Raw genomic sequence first — 22,220 nt, forward strand, 5'->3', positions numbered from 1 at the left:
GCGAACCATGACACCCCCCGCATCCCGGAAGGCGCACGACGACGCCCCGCCGCACGCTGACACCGTGCACAGCGTCAAGCGCGCGCTGGACATCCTGCGCATGCTGTCCTTCAACGCCTCGTCGTCGGGAATGCGCTTCTCCGACCTGCAGGCGCAGAGCGGGCTGAGCAAGGGCACGCTGCACCGCCTGCTGAAGTCGCTGGTCAGCGAAGGCTTCGTCGAGCAGGCGGCGGGCAGCCGCGTGTATTACCTGGGCCTGGAGTTCCTGTCGCTGGGCGAGCGCGCGGCCAACCGGCTGGACATCCGGGCGGTCACGCAGCCCTCGCTGGAGCGGCTGGCGCAGGTCACCAGCGACACCGTCATGCTGACCATCCGCAGCGGCCTGGACGCCGTCTGCATCGATCGCAAGGAAGGCGCCTTCCCGGTCAAGGTACTGACCCAGAATGTCGGCACCCGGCGCCCGCTGGGCGTGGGCTCGGGCAGCCTGGCACTGCTGGCGGCCCTGTCGGACGAAGAGGTGGAGAACGTCCTGCGGCGCAACGCCACGCGCCTGACCCCGTATCCCAGCGTCACCACCGACGCCTTGCGCCAGGCCGTGGCCGACGCGCGCCAGCGCGGCTACGCATTCAATCCGGGGCATCTGCTGAAAGGGATGTACGGCATCGGCGTGACCATCTTCCTGGCCCGGCAGCCGGTGGCCGCGCTCAGCGTGGCGGCGCACTACGGACGCATGGATGCCGAGCGGCGCCGCCACATCGCGGACCACCTGCGCCATGAGGCGGCCCGCATCACCCAGGAACTGGGCTCGAAATGACGGGCAAGGCGGACGGCCCCGGCCGTCGCCAGGCGCCGCGACGCCAAAGAAAAAACGGGCCCGCGGGCCCGTTCTCGTATCGAAGCATCCGATGCAACCGCCCTACCCGAGCCGGGCATGCAGCCCGGGCCCGGCGGCGGCCGGCGATCACTTGTAGGACGTCTTGCTGCCGTCCTTGTGCCAGGTGAACACTTCGAACTCGAAGTTCGTCAGGTCGCCCTGCTGGTTCCACGAGGCCTTGCCGATGGGGGTGTCGAAGCTGTTCTTGTGCAGGTATTCCGCCACCTTGGCGGGATCCGTGCTGCCCGAACCCTTGATGGCGTCGGCGATGACCTGCGTGGCCGAATAGGCGGTCAGCTGGAACGCGCCGCTGGGATTGCGCTTCTTGTCCTTGAACGCCTTGACGATGTCGGCGTTGGCCGGGTTCTGCGTGAAGTCGGCGGGCAGCGTGACCAGCATGCCGTCGACGGCGGCGCCGGCAATGGCGTTGATGTCCGGATTGCCCACGCCTTCCGGGCCCATGAACTTGGCCTTCAGGCCCTGTTCGGAGGCCTGGCGCAGCAGCAAGCCCATTTCGGGGTGGTAGCCGCCGTAATAGACGAAGTCGACGCCCGCGCTCTTCAGCTTGGTGATGACGGCCGAGTAGTCGCTGTCGCCGGCGTTGATGCCTTCGAACACGGCGACCTGGACGCCGCCCTTGCCCAGCGTGTCGCGCACCGCCGAGGCGATGCCCTGGCCGTACGACTGCTTGTCGTGCAGCACGGCGACCTTCTTGGGCTTGATCTTCTGCAGGATGAAGTTGGCGGCGGCCGGACCTTGCTGGTCGTCGCGGCCGATCGTGCGGAAGATGAACTCGTAGTTCTTGCCGTCGGTGACCGCGGGCGACGTGGCCGAGGGGGTCACCATGACCACGCCCTCGTTGTTGTAGATCTCGGTGGCGGCGATGGTGGCGCCCGAACACACGTGACCCACCACGAAGCCGATCTTGTCGTTGACCACGCGGTTGGCGGCGACCGGGCCCTGCTTGGGTTCGCAACCGTCATCGATCAGCACGGCCTCCAGCTTCTTGCCGTTGATGCCGCCCTGGGCATTGACGCGCTCGATGGCCGTCTCCACGCCCTCGCGCACCATGTCGCCGTACTGGGTCAGCGCGCCCGTGGTCGGGCCCACGACGGCGATCTTGATGTTCTGCGCGTGCGCGCCGAACGACAGCGTCAGGCCGGCCGCGGCCAGCACCAGGGCAGCGCATGCGGGCGCCAGCTTGAAAATCGATTGTTGTTGGGTCATGCGAACCTCCTTTTATGGTCTGTGATCGGCGCGCGGCGAGTAGCCGGCTGCCTTTTCCCGTGCCAGGTCGGGCACCGGCGCAAGCATACACCCAGCCCTGTGGCGGCGCAGTCCGTCCTTATATGCAATGCAGCATATGCAATGGAACATTTATTCGTTTGCGTTGTTTGCCGCGAACGGCATGATCCCCCGCATGAGCGCGCCAGGCCGTCCCAAGGGCGAGTACCGGAGTGCGCAGCACGAAGGTACCCCCGCATGAGACTGCAACCCATCATCGTTCCCGGGTGGAAAGACTCCGGCCCCGCGCATTGGCAGACGCTGTGGGAGCAGACGCTTCCCCACGCCGTCCGGGTCCGCCAGCCCGACTGGACCGATCCGCGCCCCGCCACGTGGCATGCCGCCGTGGCGGCCGCGGTCGATGCCGCCGCCTGTCCCGCCTTGCTGATCGCGCACAGCCTGGGATGCCTGGCGGTGGCGAACCTGCCCGTGCCGCTGCGTTCGCGGGTGGCCGGGGCATTGCTGGTCGCCCCGGCCGACGTCGAGCGGCCCGAGCTGCCCGATTGCCTGAAGGCGTTCGCCCCCGTTCCCCGCCAGTCCCTGCCTTTCCAGAGCGTGGTGGTGGTCGGCGACGACGATCCTTATTGTGCGCTGCAGCGCGCCGAAGGATTCGCGCGGGACTGGGGCAGCCGATTCGTGGTGGTGGCGGGCGGTGGCCACCTGAACTCCGACAGCGGACTGAAAGACTGGCCGGCCGGCCTGAAGCTGCTGACCGCACTGCGCCGGCGGGCCGCCTGGCGGGTGGCGGCGCCGTTGCCGCGCGTTCCGGCGGTTCCCTGCTGAGCTGGTCTGGCCAAGTAAATTTAGTAAGTAAAATTTACAACCCAAAGCGCTTCCAGGTCGCCAGCCGCCCTCGCGGCACGCAAATTGCAGGTAATTTGCAATCAAATACGACGACTTGCCCGCACTATTGCGGCTGAACCGCAATTTAGCGTCCTCTTACGCTAGCGAATGTCCGGAAATGCCAATTTGTCCGGTACAACAAGTGACAAATCACCTGATGCGCCGCAACGTGGCGACACGGGGCGCCGGGATAATTCCCCCTAAAATGCCTTCCTCCCCAGCCCGGCCACGCCGCCGGCCTCGTCTTCCATGTTTTCCTGAACAGGCAAATCCGACACCCGTGATGATGTAGATCCTCTCCTCCCACTTCGCCAAAACCCGTTATTCGGCTTTTTTTGAATAAATCGGCCCAGAAGTGTGCGGAAAACGCCACTGCTGTTCGTCTCACCAAAGACCAAGAAAAAATTTTCGAGGCGACCGCTCGGCGGCCTCTCGATGGAAGATAACCTCATATGGCAAAGCGCGTTGCTGTCGTTGGACTGTCGTTCCGGTTTCCGAGCACGGATACCCAGAAGTACTGGAACGACCTGCTCGAAGGCAAGGATCTGGTCACCGAGGTCGAAGCCGGACGCTGGTCCAGGGATGCCTACCTGCATCCCGCCAAGGATCATCCCGGCACGTCGTACACCTTTTCGGCGGGTTCCATCGGCGACGTCTCGCGTTTCGACGCCGACTTCTTCGGAATCTCCCCCCGCGAAGCGGCGCTGATGGACCCCCAGCAACGCCTGCTGCTCGAGCTGTGCTGGGAAACCATCGAAAGCGCCGGCATCCGGCCTTCGTCGCTGCGCGGCAGCGATTGCGGCGTCTACATCGGCATCGCCAGCGCAGACTATTCGTACCGACTGGCCGAAGACTTCAACGCGCTGGACTCCTCGTTCGCCACCGGCAACACGGCCAGCATCGCCGCGAACCGGCTGTCCTACGTCTTCGACCTGCACGGCCCCAGCATGGCGGTCGACACCGCCTGCTCGTCGTCGCTGGTCGCGTTCCACCAGGCGTGCCGCGCCATCGCCAGCGGCGAGATCACCCAGGCCATCGCCGGCGGCGTCAGCCTGCACCTGCACCCCTACGGCTTCATCACGTTCTCCAAGGCGTCGATGCTGTCGCCCACCGGCCGCTGCAAGGTCTTCGACGCGGACGGCGACGGCTACGTGCGTTCCGAGGGCGGCGGCCTGTTCCTGCTGAAGGACTACGACCAGGCGCTGGCCGACGGCGATCCCATCATCGCCCTGGTCGCGGGCACCGCGGTCAACACCGACGGACGCAAGTCCGGCCTGACGGTGCCCAACGCCGATGCCCAGGTGGCGCTGATGCGCCAGGTCTACGACCGCGCCGGCATCGATCCGGCCGACATCGACTATCTGGAAGCGCACGGCACCGGCACCTCGGTGGGCGACCCCATCGAAGCGCGCGCCATCGGCACGGCCCTGGGCCGCCTGCGCGGGCACGGCGCGCCCCTGCCCATCGGGTCGATCAAGAGCAACCTCGGCCACCTCGAAGCCGCGTCCGGCGTCGCGGGGCTCGTCAAGGCGCTCTACAGCCTGAAGCATCGCACCGTGCCCGCCACCATCGGCATCCGCACGCTCAACCCGAACATCGATTTCGACGACCTCAACATCGAGGTCGTCACCCGCAACCGCAAGCTGCGCGGCACCGGCACGCTGACGGTCGGCGTCAACTCATTCGGCTTCGGCGGCGCCAACGCGCACGCCATCCTGCAGACCCCGCCCCAGGTGGCGGCCGCGCCGGCCGCGCAACTGGCCGGCACCACGGCCATTCCGGTGGTGGTCACCGGCCGCACCGCGGACGCGCTGAACGATGCCGCGCGCGGCATGGCCGCCGCGCTGCGCGCCCACCCGCCGCGGGCCCTGTACGACGTGGCCTACAACGCCGCCAAACGGCGCGACTGGCACGCGGAACGCGCCGTCGTCTACGGCACCGATGCAGAGACGATCGCCGGCCTGCTGGAGCAGTTCGCGGCCGGCGAGGCTCCCAAGCACCAGGTCAGCGCCGGCCAGCGCATCGCCAATGCCGCGGGTCCCGTCTTCGTCTACTCCGGCAACGGCTCCCAATGGTCCGGGATGGGACGCCGCCTGATGGGCGACCACCTGTTCGCCGAGGCCATCGCCGAAATCGACACGCTGTTCCGCCCGCAGGCGGGCTGGTCGCTGGCGGACGAACTGCGCCGCAACGACGGTCCCAATGCCTACCAGCACACCGAGATCGCCCAGCCCGCGCTGTTCGCCATCCAGGTAGGCATCACGCGCATGCTGGCGCAGCGCGGCATCCGGCCGGCCGCCGTGGTCGGCCACAGCGTCGGCGAAGTGGCGGCGGCCTGGGCCAGCGGCGCCCTCACGCTGGCCGATGCCATCACCGTCATCTTCCATCGCAGCCGGCTGCAAGGCACGACCAAGGGCAACGGCCGCATGGCCGCCGTGGGCGTCGACGGCGCCGCGGCGGCGGCCCTGATCAGCGAACTCGGGCTGGACGACCTGCTCTGCGTGGCCGGCTGCAACAGCCCGCGCGGCGCCACGTTGGCCGGCGACCCCGACGCCCTGGCGGCGCTGGGCGAGGTGCTGGCCAAGCGCAGCGTGTTCTATCGCCAGCTGGACCTGGACTACGCCTTCCACAGCAACGCCATGGACGGGCTCGAAGCGCCGCTGCTGCAGGTGCTCGACGGCATCGCGGCAGGCCAGGCGCAGGTGCCCTTCTATTCCGCCGTGAGCGGCGGCCTGCTGGACGGCGAGCGGCTCGATGCGTCCTACTGGTGGCGCAACATCCGCCAGCCGGTGCTGTTCGAGCAGGCCCTGTCGACGTTGACCGAAGACGGCTTCAACGTCTACGCCGAGATCGGCCCGCATCCCGTGCTGCGTTCGTACGTCAACGACGCCTTGAAGGCGCGCGGCCTGTCCGGCCGCGTGGCCATCACCTCGACCCGCGGCGACGACGAACCCGCCCGCGTGCGCGATGCAGCGGGGCAGATGCTGATCAGCGGCGCGGCGGTCGACTGGGCATTCCTGTTTCCCTGGACCGGCCGCCACATGGCGCTGCCGACCTATCCCTGGCAACGCGAACACCACTGGCATCCCGTCACGGCCGAATCGCTGGGCCAGCTGGCGCGCACCCGCGTGCACGACCTGCTGGGCTACCCGTCCGCGCAGCACGCCGGCACGTGGGAGAACCAGCTCGACACCAAGGCGTTCCCCTGGCTGGCCGACCACGTCGTGGGCGACGCCGTGGTGTTCCCCGGCTCGGGCTATGGCGAGATCGCGCTGGCCGCGGCCCGCCAATGGCAGCCGGGCGAATTCGCGGACGTGGAGGAAATCGAGATCCACGCGCCCTTGCTGCTGGATTCGGCATCCAGGATGCTGCGCCTGACGCTGGACCAGGCCGACGGCCGCTTCCGTGTCCATGCCAAGGAAGTCGGCAGCACCGATCCCTGGACCGACCAGGCCAGCGGCCGCGTGCTGCGCGAAGCCGGCGCCCTGCTGCTGGACGAGGGCGCGCCCGCGCTGCCCGCCCGCTCGCCGGACTTCAGCGGCGCGGACCATCTGGCGCTGACGCGCGCGGCGGGCCTGGACTACGGCCCCGCGTTCCAGGCCATCTCGCACGGCTGGCTCGACGCCCCGGGTGTCGTGCATGCCGTCCTGCGCCCCGGCGCGGCGCTGGACGGCAGCCTGCCGGGCAGCCTGCTGCACCCCGCCCTGCTGGATTGCACCTTCCAGCTGATCATCCACATGCTGAAGGATGATGCGGCCATGGGCCAGGGCATCGCCTTCGTTCCCGCCAAGATCGGGCGCCTGTCCTGGCGCGCCGGAACCGGCGTCCCGCACCAGGTACGGGCCCGGCTGATCTCGCGTGCGCCCCATTCGCTGACCGCCGAATTCACGCTCTTCGACGCCGCTGGCCGGCAGATCGCGGCCGTCCGGGAAGCGCGCTTTCGCAGCGTGCGCCTGTCCAAGGCAGCGGCCGACCACCTGAATTTCCTCGACTACGCCGCCGTGCCGTGCCCGCATCCGCGCGCGCTGGCCGACGCCAACCCCGCGCTGCGCGTCGACGCGCTGGGCGCCGTGCTGCGCGACGTCATCCTGGACGCCGAAGCCAGCGGCCTGCACGAGCGCTACATCCACGAGGTCGATCCGCTGCTGGAAAGCCTGTGCGACCGGTACGGCGCGCGGGCGCTGCACGCGCTCTCCAGGGGCGGCCGCCTGAGCACGGCCACGCTGGCCACGTGCCGCGAGGCCGCGCCGCATTGCGCTGCGTTGCTGGACTGGCTGGTGCAGCGCGCCCAACGCGCGGGCTACCTGACGCACGTGGGCCCCGCCGGCTGGCAGGTCAGCATGGACCAGGACGACGAGGCCGGCGTGGCCGACATCTGGAACAGCCTGCTGCGCGAATATCCCGACTTCTTCCCGATCGTGCACGCCGCCGGCCGTGTCGGCATGCACCTGCCCGAGCTGTTGTCCGGCTCGCTGCAGTTCGAGGACGTCCGCCCGCGCGAGGCCTCGCCCGCCGCGCTCGCCCTGCAGATCCTCGGGGAAGGCGCGCGCCAGCAGATCGGCGCTGCGCTGCGCGAGCGTCTGGCGCAAGCGCAACGGGCCCGCCTTCCCGGCCAGCGCGTGGCGGTGCTCGAGATCGGCGGCTTCCAGCCGCTGTTCGGCCACGACATCTGCGCCGGCCTGGACTTCGCCGCCAGCGACTACACCTTCGCCACGCCGGCCAAGTCGGCGCTGGATCACGTATCGCGCCTGCAGGAACGCTATCCGGACGCCCTGGCCTGCCTGATCGACGGCACGCTGCCGGACGCGGCGCGCGCGGATCTCGTGATCCTGCACTGCGACTTCGACAGTCCCGAAGCGCTGCAGCTCGCGCTCCAGCATGCACACGCCAGCCTCAAGCCCCAGGGCACGCTGCTGGTGCGCGGCAGCCATCCCGCCAGCTGGCTGGACTTCATCTTCGGTGCCGACGCCGACTGGTGGATGGCCGACCTGGACGGCGCCAGGACCTCCGTCCAGTATCCGGTGGCCTATTGGCAGGCGCTGCTGATCCAGCATGGCTTTTGTTGTGAACCGCTACGCGAGTTCGTGCCCGGCGCTTCCAGCGGCCCCTATCTGTTCATCGGCACCCGCAAGTCCGGACAGGAGCAGGCCGCTCCCGCCACCGCCGACGGCGGCTGGCTGCTGCTGTCCGATTCCGGCCCCTCGGCCAGCCGCCAGCTGGCCGACGACGTTGCGGCCCGGTTCAACGAACGCGGCACCGCCGTGCTGGTGCAGAAGGACTGCGCGCCCGACGCCGTCGACGCCGTACTGATCCAGGCCCTGCCACGGCTGGGCCGCATCCAGGGCATCGTGCACCTGGACGGGCTGGCCACCGCGCAGCCCGCCCAGCAGGACCCGCAGCAACTGCTCGAGGCGCAGGTCCGCCGCTGCGCGCTGGCCGCCGCGCTGGCGCAGGCCTGCGAACGGCATCACCTGAACGCCACGCTGTGGCTGGTCACCGCGGGCGCCGCACCGTTCCTCCAGGACCGCGCCGCCAGCGGCACGACGCACGCCGCCCTGAACGACGCGTCGCTGTGGCACTACGGCCGCACGATGGCCAACGAAGCCGCCGGCTTCGGTGTACGCCTGGTCGACGTGCCGCAGGCCGACACCTTGCCCGCCGACGCCTTGCTGCAGGAGCTGCTTGCACCGGACGCCGAGCAGGAGATCGCCCTGGACAGCGACGGCGCACGCCATGCGCCGCGCCTGCGCGTGCGCGAGCGCCCCCGCGCGCCGGCGCTGCCGCAAGCCGCCCAGCCCGTGCCCACCGCCGTGCACTTGGGCTTCGATTTCCCGGGCCAGTTGCGCAATCTGCGCTGGGCCGAGCGTGCGCATCCCGCGCCCCAGGACGACCAGCTCGAGATCGCCATCCAGGCCACCGGCCTGAACTTCCGCGACGTCATGTACGCGCTGGGCATGCTGTCCGACGAAGCCATCGAGAACGGCTTCGCGGGCCCCACGCTGGGGCTCGAGTTCGCCGGCGTGGTCAAGCGGGTGGGCAGCGCGGTGTCGGGATACCAGCCCGGCGACGCCGTGGTCGGCTTCGGCCCGGCCAGCTTCGGCAACCGTGTCCTGACCAAGGTCGATGCGATCGCGCGCATCCCTGACGGCATGTCCTTCGAGGCCGCCGCCACGATCCCGAGCACGTTCTTCACCGTCTATTACGCCATGCATCACCTGGCGCGCCTGGAAGAAGGCGAGTCCGTGCTGATCCACGGCGCGGCCGGCGGCGTGGGCATCGCCGCCATCCAGTACGCACAATGGCGCGGCGCCGAGATCCATGCCACGGCGGGCTCCGACGAGAAGCGCGACTTCCTGCGGTTGATGGGCGTGCAGCACATCTACGATTCGCGCTCGCTGTCGTACGCCGACGAGATCCTCTCACGGACGGGCGGCCAGGGCGTCGACGTGGTGCTGAACTCGCTGGCCGGCGAGGCGATCAACCGCAACCTGCGGGTGCTCAAGCCGTTCGGCCGTTTCCTCGAACTGGGCAAGCGCGACTTCTACGAGAACACCCGTATCGGCCTGCGCCCGTTCCGCAACAACATCAGCTACTTCGGCATCGACGCCGATCAGCTGATGCACGAGCGCCCCGCCCTGACGCGGCGCCTCTTCGCGGAAGTCATGGACCTGTTCCACGAAGGCGCACTGCATCCGCTGCCGTACCGCGCGTTCGACGCCAACAACGTGATCGACGCCTTCCGGCACATGCAGCAGGCTCGCCAGATCGGCAAGATCGTCGTGACCTACCGCAACGGCATCCATGATGTCCGCCCGGTCGCCACCGCACGCCAGTCCCTGGCGCTGCGCCAGGACGCCACCTACCTGGTCACGGGCGGCCTGTCGGGTTTCGGCCTGAAGACGGCGCAATGGCTGGCGGACAAAGGCGCGCGGCACCTGGTGCTGCTCAGCCGCAGCGGCCCCGCCGCGCCTGCCGCGCAGCAGGCCATCGAAGCGCTGCGGGCCCGCGGCGTCGACGTGCACGCCCAGGCCTGCGACGTGACCGACCGCCAGGCGCTGGCGGCCGTGCTGGACCACGTCGCGCGCAACATGCCCGCGCTGCATGGCGTGGTGCACGCCGCGATGGTCATCGACGACGGCCTGATCCGCGGCGCCACGCCCGAACAGGTGCGCCGCGTGCTGGCGCCCAAGGTGCTGGGCGCCCAGCACCTGGACGCCCTCACCCGCGACCTGCCGCTGGATTTCTTCATCTTCTACTCGTCGGGCACCACCCTGTTCGGCAATCCGGGCCAGGCCAATTACGTGGCGGCCAATGGTTGGCTCGAAGCCCTGGCCAGGCAGCGCCGGGCGCAAGGCCGTCCCGCCACCTGCGTGCGCTGGGGCGCCATCGACGACGTCGGCTACCTGGCCCGCAACAAGAAGGTCAAGGACGCCCTGCAAAGCCGCATGGGCGGCAGCGCGCTGTCGTCCGACCTGGCGCTGCGCGTCCTCGAGGACATCCTGCTGGCCGATGCCTCCGGCCTGGGCGTGCTGGAACTGGACTGGCGCGCGCTCACGCGCTTCCTGCCCAGCGCCAACACGCCGAAGTTCGCCTGGGTCGCCCGCCGCGCCGGCGGCGGCGAAGGCGACGACAACGGCGGCCTGGACATCGCGCAGATGCTGGCCACCATGGACGACGGCACGCTGCACCCGTTGTTCATGGACATGCTCAAGAGCGAGATCAGCGAGATCCTGCGCGTGCCGGTCGACAAGATCGACTCCGAGCGCTCCATCTACGACATGGGCCTGGACTCGCTGATGGGCGTGGAACTGATCGTCGCCCTGGAAAACCGCTTCGGCATCCGGTTGCCCGTGATGACCCTGAGCGAAAGCGCCACCGCCTCGAAGCTGGCCAGCAAGCTCATCGAGCTGCTGCGCGGCGAGCAGGCCGAGCAGCCCAATGCCATGGCATCCGAGATCGCGCAGGTCGTCGCCCAGCACGCCGACGACGACGTGCCCAAGGAGGCCGTCGCGCAACTGGCCGATGCCCTGATGGCCAGTCCCGAACTGCCCAAACAACGCATGATCCATTGAGCAACCTGTGACCGACACGAAGAAGGGCCTGCCGGGATTGACGGCAGGCCTGAAGAACAAGCTTATCCAGCAGGCGCTGGAGCGCAAGTTGCGCCAGGCCGAACAGGCGCAGGACCGCCAGGCGGCGCCGCCGGTACCCAGGAAGCCCAAGGCCACGATTCCCGACGCCTTCACGCGTTTCGACCAGCATCCGGGCTACCGCCAGCTTCGCATCATGAACGACGGCGCGGCGCGCATGGGCGTGCGCAGCCCCTTCTTCAAGCTGCACGAAGGGGTGGCGGGCGCCGAGACCCGCATCGCCGGCAAGAACTACATCAACTACGCCAGCTACAACTACCTGGGCATGTCCGGCGACCCCGTCGTGGCGCAGGCGGCCAAGGACGCAATCGACCGGTACGGCACGTCCGTCTCGGCCAGCCGGCTGGTGTCGGGTGAACGGCCCATCCACCGCGAGCTCGAGCGCGCGCTGGCGCAGCTCTATGGCGTCGAGGACGCCGTGACCTACGTCAGCGGCCACGCGGCCAACGTCACCACCATCGGGCACCTGTTCGGGCCGCGCGACCTGGTCGTGCACGACGAACTGATCCACAACAGCGTGCTGCAGGGCATACAACTGTCGGGCGCCAAGCGCCTGTCCTTCCCGCACAACGACGTCGAGGCACTGGACCGACTGCTGACCAGCCAGCGGCACGAGTTCGAACGCGTGCTGATCGTGCTCGAAGGCATCTACAGCATGGACGGCGACTACCCCGACCTGCCCCGCTTCGTCGAACTCAAGCATCGCCACCACACCTTCCTGATGGTCGACGAGGCGCATTCGCTGGGCGTGATGGGCGCGACCGGACGGGGCATCCGCGAGCATTTCGGCTTGCCCGGCAACGCGGTGGACATCTGGATGGGCACGCTGAGCAAGGCGCTGGCGGGCTGCGGCGGCTACATCGCGGGCGAGACCGCCCTGGTGGAACACCTGAAGTTCCTGGCGCCGGGCTTCCTGTACAGCGTCGGCATGCCGCCGCCCGTGGCGGCGGCGTCGCTCGCGGCGCTCAAGCGCATGCTGGAAATGCCGCAGCGCGTGGCGGCCCTGCAGCAGCGCGGCGCCCTGTTCCTGGACCAGGCCAGGGCCGCGGGCATCGATACCGGCTACAGCACCGGCTTCGCGGTGATTCCGGCCATCGTGGGCAGTTCGCTGAAGGCGGCCAAGCTGTCCGAGACCCTGTTCGAGCGGCGCATCAACGTCCAGCCCATTCTCTACCCCGCGGTGCCCGAGAAGTCGGCGCGCCTGCGCTTCTTCGTGTCCGCCTCGCATACCGAGGCGCAGATCATGGACACGATCGAGACGCTGGTGCAGGCGCTGTAGGCGCGGCTACAGCAGCATCTCGAGCGGCGAGCGTTCGGCCAGCATCCGCTCGACCCCGCGCTGCACCGCCATCGAGATGCCTTCCCGCGTGTAGAAGCCGCCGTTGACTTGCGTGGTGTGGATCACCACGTTGCGGAAATGCTGGAACAGCGTCATGTCGGGCGGCTCCGCGTCATGCCAGAACGCGTCCAGCCCGCCCTGGAACGTCAGCCCGGGGAGGTCGTATATGGCCTTGCCCAATGCGATGGTCGGGCGCGCATGCACCAGCGCCGAGCCCCCGACCGTGCTGTTCACCGTGACCACGCCCGCGGCATGGCTCAGCAGCGTGGGCAGATGGCCGCTCTCCAGGAACACGACGCGGTCCTGGATACCCAGCTGATTCGCCAGGCGCCGGACGTCGTGCTCGTGGCGGTCGATGCCCGGATCCAGCGGATGATTCTTCACCACGAGGACCGCATGCGCGGGCGCGCTCTGCGCGAAGGAGCGCATGACGCGCTCGGCCAGGGTGGCCATGTTGCCGAACAGCGAGTGATGGCGGATCTGCGAATCGCTGTTGAGCTGCAAGGGCAGCAGGAAGAACAACCGATCCTGCCGGATCAGGGTATTGACGGCCAGCACGTCGCGCCTGGCCCTGCTCCGCGACGACAATGCCTTGCGCACGTAGGCGGCATACTCCGTCCAGGCCGAGTGCGGAGCATGCCCCTGGTAGCCGGGATACTGCCACCGGTTGCGCAGGCCGTGCGAGTTGTAGACCACGTCGTGCCAGGCGCGCACCAGGAAGGACGAGGTGAAGGCCTGGCCGTTGCCGTAGCGCGGCAGGCGCTTGCCCACTTCACGGTACCAGCCGGCGTCGCGCGGCAACTGCGAATTGGCGTTGACGCCTCCGCGCTCCAGCGTGAGCCAGTACGGACGGAAATAGCCTTCCTCGAACACGTGCACGCGCAATCCGGATCGCCTTGCGATCTCGACGCCGCAGCGGTGGATCGGCCGCTGGTCGCCGAACACCACCAGGTCGGTCGCCGCCTTGCGGGCGAACAGCGCCTCGTAGAAAGCCGGCAACTGTTCCACCGTGCCGCGATATGCCTCGGCGTCGGGACCGCGCCAGTAGTACTGGTCGCCGACCGTGAAATTGACCTTGGACACGCGGCAGCCCGCATTGCGCAGTTGCAGGCCCAGCTCCCGGAAAAAGGGCGAACTGACGCCCTGCAGCAGGACGAAGGACCGTTGGGGAGGGCACTGGCCCGTCGCCTTGGGCTCATCGCGCACGGTGACCGAGATCCCCGCCGAGTCCGTGTTTTCCTCAGTCATAGCCCTCATGGTTTTCGATAAAGCCAGGCAAGCACATTGCGCCAGGCAGGCAGGGCCGCCCCGCCGGCCCGCCAGTCGATCAATTCCTGCAGGGCGCGCTCCGGCGTGGTGAAGCGCCGCGTCACCCGGCTGACGTATGTCGGATAGAGAATCAACGCCCCGGCCACCAGTTGGTCCAGCGTCAGCACGCGCTGGCGCCTGGCCCGGACGGCGTCCTGCAGCGCCATGTCCTGCGTCAACCCCCACCCCGCGTAGAACGGCTGGCCATACGTATGGACGGGCACGTCGCGCAGCAGCGCCTCGAAGCCGGTCAGGGAGGTCAGCACGTGGACCTCGTCGACCTGGGCCAGCAGATCCGGCAGGAACGCCTCGCCGATGATCTCGTCGCACCATTGCCGGGCTTTGTCCTCGTCCTGCCCAGCCCGGCGCAGTTGCGCCTGCACGTCCGGATGGGGCTTGTACAGGATGTACGCGTCGGGCCGCGCGCGCCGCACGGCCTGCAGCAACTGCAGATTGTGCCGGATGCCGCTATGCCCGTATCGGATGGAGGCGTCCGTCTCGACCTGCCCCGGCACCAGCAGCACAGGATTCTCCACGTTCGGCCGTTGCCAACCCGGCACGCCCGACAGATTGTATTTGGTGATCTTTGCCGCGCACAGCGCCAGGCGCAGCGCGGCCGCACGCGCCAGCAGCGCCGGCGGGTACTCGCCATGGGCAAGCAGTTGCTCCAGGCGCGACGCGGCCGTGGCATCGTAATAGACACCCACATCGTCCTGTACCCAGGACAAAGGCCGCACCAGGCTTGCGCCCAGTCCGACCGAGCGCAGGAACCCGTCTTCCAGCCGGATCACCGGCTGCGTCGCGCCGGATGCCGCCAGCGCCTGGTCGTGACGGCGTCCCCACGCCACCACGGCGCGGGCGCTGGCCGCCGCCTGGGCGGGTGTGCTCTCGAAGCGTACGCGGCTGCCCGCGAAGAACTGGCGCACGAACGGCCGTTTCCAGAGGGAGAAGTCCAGGCCGCAAAGGTCGCGCGCAAAGCGCTGCCGCATCTGCCTCTGCAAAGCGAGCCAGGCCAGCACCCGTTCGGCCTCGCATGGCTGGCCCGTCTCCGGATCCACGTACCGGCTGTAGTCGACCAGCGCGGCATGGACCAGTCGTTCCAGCGTCGTCGCGCCCCGCCGCGCCGGGGCAGGCAATGCGTCCTGGGTCAGCCCCCATCCGGCGTAGAACGGCATGCCGAACACGCGCACCGGCCGGCCCCACATCAGCGCCTCGAATCCCAGTTGCGACGTGACGACATACACGCACCTCGCGTGCTCGAGCAGCCCGGCGGGATGGACATCGTCCGCCATCACCGTGACGCGCGGCAACGTGCGCACGTGCGCCAGATCGAAATGCCCGCGCTTTCGGCCCGCCAGGACGTCCGGATGCACCTTCAGCACGACCGCGCAGTCCGGATGCTCCGCCAGCGCCGCGTCGAGCATGCGTTGGAAGCTGGATGCGTCGGCCGCGCCGCCGCGAATGGAGGCGTCCCCGCGCGTCTGGTCGGCCACGAGGACGAAATCGCCGGGTATGCCCGGCGTGGCGTCCCGGGCCTGGTTGTACTTGGACACGCGGCCGGCCCGCCAAGCGCGCATCAGCGCGACGGCGCGCGCTTCCTTGCCGGAATCCCAGCCGGCCACGTCGCCGATCAGCGCTTCCAGGCGGCAGGCGCGCGTGCAATCCAGGTAGAGCCCGATATCGTCGAACACCACAGACAACGGGGGATCGTCGCGCCCCAGCGCCACCGACCGCAGGAAGCCGTCCTCGACGTGGCCTACCGTCATGCCCTTGCGCGCGGCGTAGCGTTGCGCGCGCAGGGCGCTGGGGCGCCAGCCCCACGCAAGGACGCGATCCGATGGCGAGGTCCGGAAGGGCTTGCCGTGGTGGATTTGGAAATCGGGAAAGAACGCCGCCAGGCGCTCGATCCGGCGCACGCCGCGGGACAATGCGATCAGGCGCGGGACTTCACTGGCGGCAGGCGCGACGCCAGCCGCAGTCAAGCCCGGCCCCCGGCAACAGCAGACAGTGCGACGTGCATGCATCCCCCCGCGCGGCTAGGCAATCTTCTCCAATTCGAGCTCGGGATGCCGCCGCATCTGTGCGAACTCGCGCAATCTGCGCGCCATGGTCCTGACCATGGCAGCCTTGCGGTCGCCGCCCTCTCCCCCGATGATGGTCGCGCAGGCGTGCCAGACGTCGACGCCGGCCTCGTCGCGCTTGCGCCAATCGATCTCGGCCGAACTGGCGAACAGCCAGGTGGCGCAGCCCAGGGCGGCCGCGAACTCCGCCACCGACGTGGCCGGCGCGATGACCAGGTCGAGATTGGTCATGATGGCGGCGACGCTGTCGAAGTCGTTGTACTGGTCGACCTCGTTGAAGTCGGTGATGCGTCCAGGGAAACGCTCGCGCAACCAGGCGAGTTCTTCCTCGCAATCGTCGTACTGGAGGCTCACGAACTGGATGCCAGGGATCTCGAACAGCGGTGCCAGTTCCTCGACATCCAGGTAATTGACGTTGCGTGCCCGGGTGGTCAGGCTGCTGCGCCAGCATATGCCCACGCGCAGCGTCGCTTCGGGCATCCTGGCGCGATACGTCGCGCGCAGCGACTCGTCGGCGACCAGGTAGGGCCGGGTCGGGAAGGCGTCGTAGGACTTCCGGAAATGCCAGATGAGATCGGTGGCCATCACGATATGGTTGGCGGCCTCGATCGCCGGCAGCGTATCGTTGTCCAGCACCACGCATAGGTCGGATCCCGGCAACTTGTCGTAGAAGCTGCGGGGATAGGTCTTCGAGAATCCCCGGACACGCTTGATGGGGACGAACTCGATCTCCGGGAACGAGCGGGAGAAGATCGGCGCCAGGCGGTAGTCGCATGAAATACGGAACCCACGGTCGCCGAAGCGGCGCTGGAAATCGGGATAGAGCGAGGCGAAACGGATCTCGTCGCCGGGGCCGTATACGGCAAGGATCAGGAAATTACGGAGTTCCTCGACGTCCTCGCTCAGCCAGTACTTGTCCCGGAAATAACGGATCATCGTCTCGCGGAACGGCACGTTCAGGTAGGCGCGGTACGCGGCCTCGATCTGCCCTTCCGCCAGCAGGACCGGCATCGAGAATGCGTCGCCGACGTCCAGCTGCAGCGACTGCGCATCGCTCAATACCCGCCGTGCCTGCTCGAAGTCGCCGAAGAAATTCAACAGGCGCAGGTATTCCTTGTAGTTGCCCTCGGACGGATAGACCTGCCGGGCGCGGTTCAGCGTATCCAGCGCGCCGGTATAGTTGCCCAGGTCGGCCTGCGCCTTCGCATACGCGACACGGAGCTTGTCGTCCTCGCCCCCTTCGCGCACGATCTCCTCGAGAATGCCCATCGCGCGACGGGGCTCGCCGATCTCCAGGTAGGCGATGGCCTTCTGCACCGAGTGCTCGTTGTCCAGCCTCAGCCAGCCGATGGCCACCTCGTCCATGAACTCGCTGTCTGCGAGATACTTGTGGTTGAGCGAGAAGGCATCGTTGATACGCTCAGGGTTCAGGGAAATGGCCAGCGCCACATCCCGCTTCAGGCCCAGTTCCGAATACTCGGCGATATCGGTCGGCAGGTTGGCCAGGTACGTGGATATCGACTTCCGGTTTTCGCCGAACAGATCGGCCCGCTGGCAGAACAGGGCCAAGGCGCGCGCCGACCGGATGTCGAAGCACGCCTCGGCGATCCGCGCGGCCTTCATCATCAGGCCCGAACTGGCATAGCCGCTGATCGCCACCTTGTAGATGGCATCCAGGGCCTTGGGGTAATCCTTGTTCTTGACGTGCAGGTCCAGTATCTCGCTGAGCACGAGATACTGTTCATCGTCCATCACGTAGCCCTTCTCGAAGGATGCCGGCGGCGGCGCCTGCTCCCCGTCGGCGGACTGGGCATCGGACGGCTGCTGCGCCGGCCCGGCGCCGTTGCGTTGCCAGTCGGCAAGCCGGTTCAGGCGATTCAGCAACGTCTGGGCGGCAATGTCGTCTTCCAGGCGCTGCGAGAGCACCCACGCCACGTGCTTGACGATCACGCTGCTGGGGGACACGTCCCGCCAGCCGAGCAGGAACTTAAGAAAGATATCCGGCTCGACCAACTGGCGCACGCGTGCCGCGAACACGTCGCGGGCCGCATCGGTCTTAAGCTTGCCGCCGATCGCATGCAGCACCAGGGCCTGGAAGATCCGGCCAGGGGCATTCGAAAAAAACCGGAGCCAGTCGATCCTGGGTATGGCCGCGGCCAGCGCGTCACCGTCGCCCTGGAACACCAGGCCCGGCCAATACGACGTCTGGGCCACCAGCGCCTGGTCCTCTGGCGGACCGGCGCGCTTGATCCGCGCCTGCTTGTAGCGCCCCACCGCAGCGTCCGCGTCAATGCGCAGGCACGCGGTATGGAAGCCCAGCTCGGCGTTGGCCGGATGCGACAGATAGATCGGGTAGTCGAGGTAGATCGCGTGGAACAAGGCCTCGAGGTCGTGCCGGGCGCGACGCCGGGGAAACGCGACGCGGTCGTCGGTCAGTCCCCAGCCGGCGTAGAACGCGGCCCCCATGACCGTCACTTTCTTGCCCCGCAACAAGGCTTCGAAACCGGTCAGCGAGGTCACGGTGTAGACGTGGTCGACGCTGTCCAGGAATTCCGCCGTGGGAACATCCGGCGACTCGATCACGCAGATCCTCGAGACCAGCCGCTTCACGAAGCGGCTGCGCTGGTAGCCTTCGTACACCTCCGGATGGGGCCGATACACGATCTCGGCATCCGGGTGCTCGATCTTGGCCAGGCGAATCATGTCCATCATGGACCAGCCTTCCGGATTGCCCATGCGCATCGACATGTCGTTGTCGACCTGGCCCACGATAGCCACCCGCCGCTGTAGCCGTATCGAGGGCGTCGAAACCTTCTGCAGCTTGCCCGGCGTGTACTTCGACAACGACAACTGCAGCATCAGGTCGATGCAGCCCCGGGCGGCCGCACGCTCGGCGTCGGTGAACTGTTTGGTGTTGAGGATGGCCTCGAGGCGCGATTCGGTGTCGGGGTTGTAGTGCAGCCCCTTGTCGTCGAGCACGAGCGAATAAGGCGTCGAATGCGATGCGCCCAGTTCGGAGGACCGGATGAAGCCATCTTCCATGCGGTGGATGGGAATCCTTTTCCAGCGCGCATGCCGGGTGACGATGCCAGGCTCGGTATAGCCCCAGACCACGAAACAGTCGGCCTTGACGGGGAAGCGGCGGATCGCCAGCAGTGCCATCAGCATGCTGACCTTGCGGGGTGCGAAGGCGACGCGGTAATCGGCCAGGTAATCCGCGACGAAACCCCATTTCCAGCTGTTGAAGCCCCACAGGATTGCAACCGGCTTGTCGGTGCCGTTGCGCCAGTTGTCGCCAACCAGGAAGAAGTCGCCGAACCGGGCCTTCTCGCCGAACACCTCGAACGGATCGACGAGGGAGAAGCGGTAGTCCGCCACGGGCGGCTTCTTCTTTCCGAAGAAGACACGATCGCGGCGCGCCAGGGTGCGGGCCAGCGACTTCCGCAGGCCCTTGCGCCGGAAGAACAGCTTTTCCGCCATGCCATGCAGCGCATCCGCAGCATGGATCTTCACGTGTCTGGTTACCGCCTTCAAACCCAATTTCATCTTTTCCAGTTGCCTTTAGGTACCGCTTTGGCCCGAATGCCGCACCGCTGTCCCGCCGTCCTCAAGCCAGCGCGTCGGCCACGACGGGCGTATTGCGCTGCACCGCCCGCGCGGCGCGCTTGCCGATGACCGATGGCAGCGCCTTGGGCGGCAGGCCATAGCCGGGCCGCACGCTGCGTACCGCGTCTTCGGTGATGACTTCGCCGGCGGCGAGGTCCTTGACGAAGTACAGCGAGCGGCGGAACTTGACGTTGCCCTGCTCGCTGGACTTGCAGCCGTAATCCACGCGGCCCAGTGAGGCCCAGGCGGTATGCGAATCGCGGCACAGGGCCGCCATGCCTTCGGGCTCCAGCGAGAAGCTGTCGTCCGGGCCGCCGCCATTGCGGTTCAGCGTGAAGTGCTTCTCGATGAGCGACGCGCCCAGAACGACGCTGGCGATGGCGGTGGTGTTGTCGATCGTGTGATCGGACAGACCCGTCACCAGGCCGTAGCGCGCGATCATGTCCGGAATGGTGCGCAGGTTGTAATCCTCGGCGGGCGCCGGGTAGCCGCTGACGCAGTGCAGGATCGCCAGTTGCTTGCAGCCGCCTTCGCGGGCGGCATCGATGGCTTCCTGGATCTCCTGCTCGTCCGCCATGCCCGTCGAGATGATCATGGGCTTGCCCGTGCTGGCCACGTACTTGATCAGGGGCAGGTCCACGGCCTCGAAGGACGCGATCTTGTAGGCAGGCGCGTTGAGGTCTTCCAGCAGGTCGACCGCGGTATTGTCGAACGGCGAGCTGAAGATCGTGATGCCCAGCTTGCGGGCATGCTCGAACAGCGGCGCGTGCCATTCCCAGGGCATGTGCGCCTCCTGGTACAGGTCGTACAGCGTCCGGCCGTCCCACAGGCCGCCGGTGATCAGGAAATCCTTGCCGTCCGAATCCAGCGTGATGGTGTCGGGCTTGTACGTCTGCAGCTTCACCGCATGGGCGCCTGCCTTCTTGGCTTCCTCGATGATGCGCAGCGCGGTTTCGAGCTTGCCGTTGTGGTTGGCCGACAGCTCCGCGATGATGAACGGAGGAAACTGCGGTCCAATATCCCGCCCGTTGATGGAAATCGTACCAGCCATCTCAACCTCCGTTCTTCGCAGTCAGTTTTGCAATGATCTCGCCCCGCTTTTCCGACCATTCGGAGGCCAGCAGGCCGAGAAGATAAATATCGACGAATGCATCATCCATCTTGTGATGCTCGCGCAGCACGCCTTCCACATGGAAGCCGAACTTCTGATGGAGCTTGATCACCGCGGTGTTGAAGGCCAGAACTTCGCAATGCAGCCGGCGCAGCTTCAATTCGCCGAAGGCGTAGTCCAGCGCCAGCAGTTCCATCTTCGATCCGGTGCCGCGCGGAGCCTCGGGCGACGCATAGAACGCCCACGAGCTGTTCGCGTTCAGCGGATCAATGCGTGTGAATCCCACGACGCCCAAGGCCCGTCCGCCAGCTTCGTACATGAAATACCGCTGATCATCGCGCTGCTTCGTCCGCTCCCACCAGTCCAGGTGCTCGTCGATCGAGATCTCGTGGCGCGTGTACATGTTGGCGCGCACGGCGGGCGCATTGCGCCAGGACAGCATCGACTCCAATTCGTCGTCGCGGATCGGACGCAGGAAACCAAGCTCGCTCATCATTCCTCCAGGGGGCTCGCGACTCGCTCGCGCAGCAGTTTCGGCAACACTCGGGCTACACCCTCTCCATCGCAGATCGCCGCGGCGCTGCACGCCATCCCGGCCAGCGCGGAGGGATTGCGATGCAGGTCCCGAAACAGGTTCTTCAATACGGGGGGCAGCGCCTCGTCCAGTTCCAGCACCGCGACCGCGCCCGCCAGGGACAAGGCCTGAGCCGCGCTCTTCTGGTTGTCCGCGAGGACGGCCAGGAACGTCGGCAAGCCCAGCGCGCACCGTTCCCACGAGGTACTGCCGGCGGCGCCGATGGCCAGGTCGCAGTCGGCCATCAGCGTCGCCATGTCCTTGACTCCGACCAGGACCTCGGTGGTCCAGGGCATCGTCGCGGCCTGGGCACGGACCTGCTCGCGCCATGGCGCATGCAGGCCCATGACCACGGAAATCGACAGGTCCGCGGGCAGTTCGCAGTCGCGCAAGGCATCCAGCACTGCGCCCGTGGCATTGGGCTGGTCCACCCCGCCCATGGTGATGAGCAGGCGTCGCAAGCGCGGCTCGCGCCGGCGGTCCAGGCTGCGGGACCGCATGGCCGCGAATTCTTCGCGCAACAGCACGTACCTGGGGCCGGCCAGCACGTCGCAGCCGGCATCGACGTGCGACGCATAGTCCGCCGCCTCGCGGCCCAGGTTCTGGTCCAGCAGCACCTCGCAGTCATGGGCGCGGTCCGCCAGGTCGTCGATCACGAAGATGCCGCCGCACGCGCCGCGCAACGCCCGCTCCCAGCGCGCATCCAGGGCGTAGTGGTCCACCACCAGCCAGTCGAAGACCGCCCGGGAGAGCGCTCCGCGCGTCTGCCCGGCGTCGCGCTGCCAGGACTCGCCTAGCCAGTCGGCATGGCTGACCAGCGGCTCTCCGGCGCTGCCGGCCGCCGCGGCCGAGGCGTCCTGCGCCAGGGGAAGCACGACCGTGTCGTAGCCGCGCGATCGGATGAAGTCGATCAGATTGCCTTCATGGGCACGCGTGATGAAGCAGCAGTGCGCGCCGGCGCGGCGCAGCGCGTCGGCCAGCGTCAGGCAACGCATCACATGCCCGGTCCCGATCCGCAGGGATGCATCGGCACGGAAAGCCACGCGCATG

General features: G+C 67.8%; 11 protein-coding genes. 4 read left to right on the forward strand and 7 right to left on the reverse strand.

Features of this window, described 5'->3' with window-relative positions:
- Positions 1-7 precede the first annotated feature (7 nt).
- Positions 8-814, forward strand: coding sequence for an IclR family transcriptional regulator (locus FS845_RS22585; RefSeq protein WP_144639564.1), 807 nt, complete (start codon positions 8-10; stop codon positions 812-814).
- A gap of 147 nt (positions 815-961) precedes the next feature.
- Here the strand turns inward: FS845_RS22585 and FS845_RS22590 are convergent, their stop codons facing one another.
- Positions 962-2,101, reverse strand: coding sequence for a branched-chain amino acid ABC transporter substrate-binding protein (locus FS845_RS22590; protein ID WP_144639566.1), 1,140 nt, complete (start codon positions 2,099-2,101; stop codon positions 962-964).
- Positions 2,102-2,356: 255 nt separating this feature from the next.
- Between FS845_RS22590 and FS845_RS22595 the strand changes: the two genes are divergently transcribed.
- From FS845_RS22595 to FS845_RS22605, 3 genes are all read left to right on the forward strand, one after another.
- Positions 2,357-2,941 carry an RBBP9/YdeN family alpha/beta hydrolase gene (locus tag FS845_RS22595; RefSeq protein WP_144639568.1) on the forward strand — a complete coding sequence of 195 codons (585 nt, stop codon included), beginning with the start codon at positions 2,357-2,359 and terminating at the stop codon, positions 2,939-2,941.
- 512 nt (positions 2,942-3,453) lie between these two features.
- Positions 3,454-11,073 (forward strand): type I polyketide synthase, encoded by a 7,620-nt coding sequence (locus FS845_RS22600; protein WP_144639570.1) that lies wholly within the window; start codon positions 3,454-3,456, stop codon positions 11,071-11,073.
- A 7-nt stretch (positions 11,074-11,080) separates the two neighbouring features.
- The gene (locus tag FS845_RS22605; protein WP_144639572.1) at positions 11,081-12,430 is read left to right on the forward strand and encodes an aminotransferase class I/II-fold pyridoxal phosphate-dependent enzyme; all 1,350 of its coding nucleotides are present in this window, start codon (positions 11,081-11,083) and stop codon (positions 12,428-12,430) included.
- Positions 12,431-12,436: 6 nt separating this feature from the next.
- On the opposite strand, the gene FS845_RS22610 is transcribed toward FS845_RS22605, so the two are convergent.
- The 6 genes from FS845_RS22610 to pseG all read right to left on the reverse strand — a co-directional run bounded on the left by FS845_RS22610 (position 12,437) and on the right by pseG (position 22,219).
- Positions 12,437-13,747 (reverse strand): capsule biosynthesis protein, encoded by a 1,311-nt coding sequence (locus FS845_RS22610; RefSeq protein WP_260986407.1) that lies wholly within the window; start codon positions 13,745-13,747, stop codon positions 12,437-12,439.
- Positions 13,744-15,780 (reverse strand): capsular polysaccharide biosynthesis protein, encoded by a 2,037-nt coding sequence (locus tag FS845_RS22615; protein WP_260986408.1) that lies wholly within the window; start codon positions 15,778-15,780, stop codon positions 13,744-13,746. The genes FS845_RS22610 and FS845_RS22615 overlap by 4 nt, the downstream gene beginning before the upstream one ends.
- A 54-nt stretch (positions 15,781-15,834) precedes the next feature.
- Positions 15,835-19,392, reverse strand: a complete 3,558-nt coding sequence (locus FS845_RS22620) for a tetratricopeptide repeat protein (protein WP_186332382.1) — start codon at positions 19,390-19,392, stop codon at positions 15,835-15,837.
- Positions 19,393-19,486: 94 nt separating this feature from the next.
- Positions 19,487-20,536 (reverse strand): pseudaminic acid synthase, encoded by a 1,050-nt coding sequence (pseI, locus tag FS845_RS22625; protein ID WP_144639578.1) that lies wholly within the window; start codon positions 20,534-20,536, stop codon positions 19,487-19,489.
- Position 20,537: 1 nt separating this feature from the next.
- Positions 20,538-21,089 (reverse strand): UDP-4-amino-4,6-dideoxy-N-acetyl-beta-L-altrosamine N-acetyltransferase, encoded by a 552-nt coding sequence (pseH, locus tag FS845_RS22630; RefSeq protein ID WP_222130017.1) that lies wholly within the window; start codon positions 21,087-21,089, stop codon positions 20,538-20,540.
- On the reverse strand, positions 21,089-22,219 hold the full coding sequence (pseG, locus tag FS845_RS22635; protein ID WP_144639582.1) for a UDP-2,4-diacetamido-2,4,6-trideoxy-beta-L-altropyranose hydrolase: 1,131 nt from the start codon (positions 22,217-22,219) through the stop codon (positions 21,089-21,091). The genes pseH and pseG overlap by 1 nt, the downstream gene beginning before the upstream one ends.
- Position 22,220 lies beyond the last annotated feature (1 nt).

The sequence above is a fragment of the Bordetella genomosp. 13 genome (genome assembly GCF_007679965.1).
Lineage (GTDB): Bacteria > Pseudomonadota > Gammaproteobacteria > Burkholderiales > Burkholderiaceae_B > Bordetella.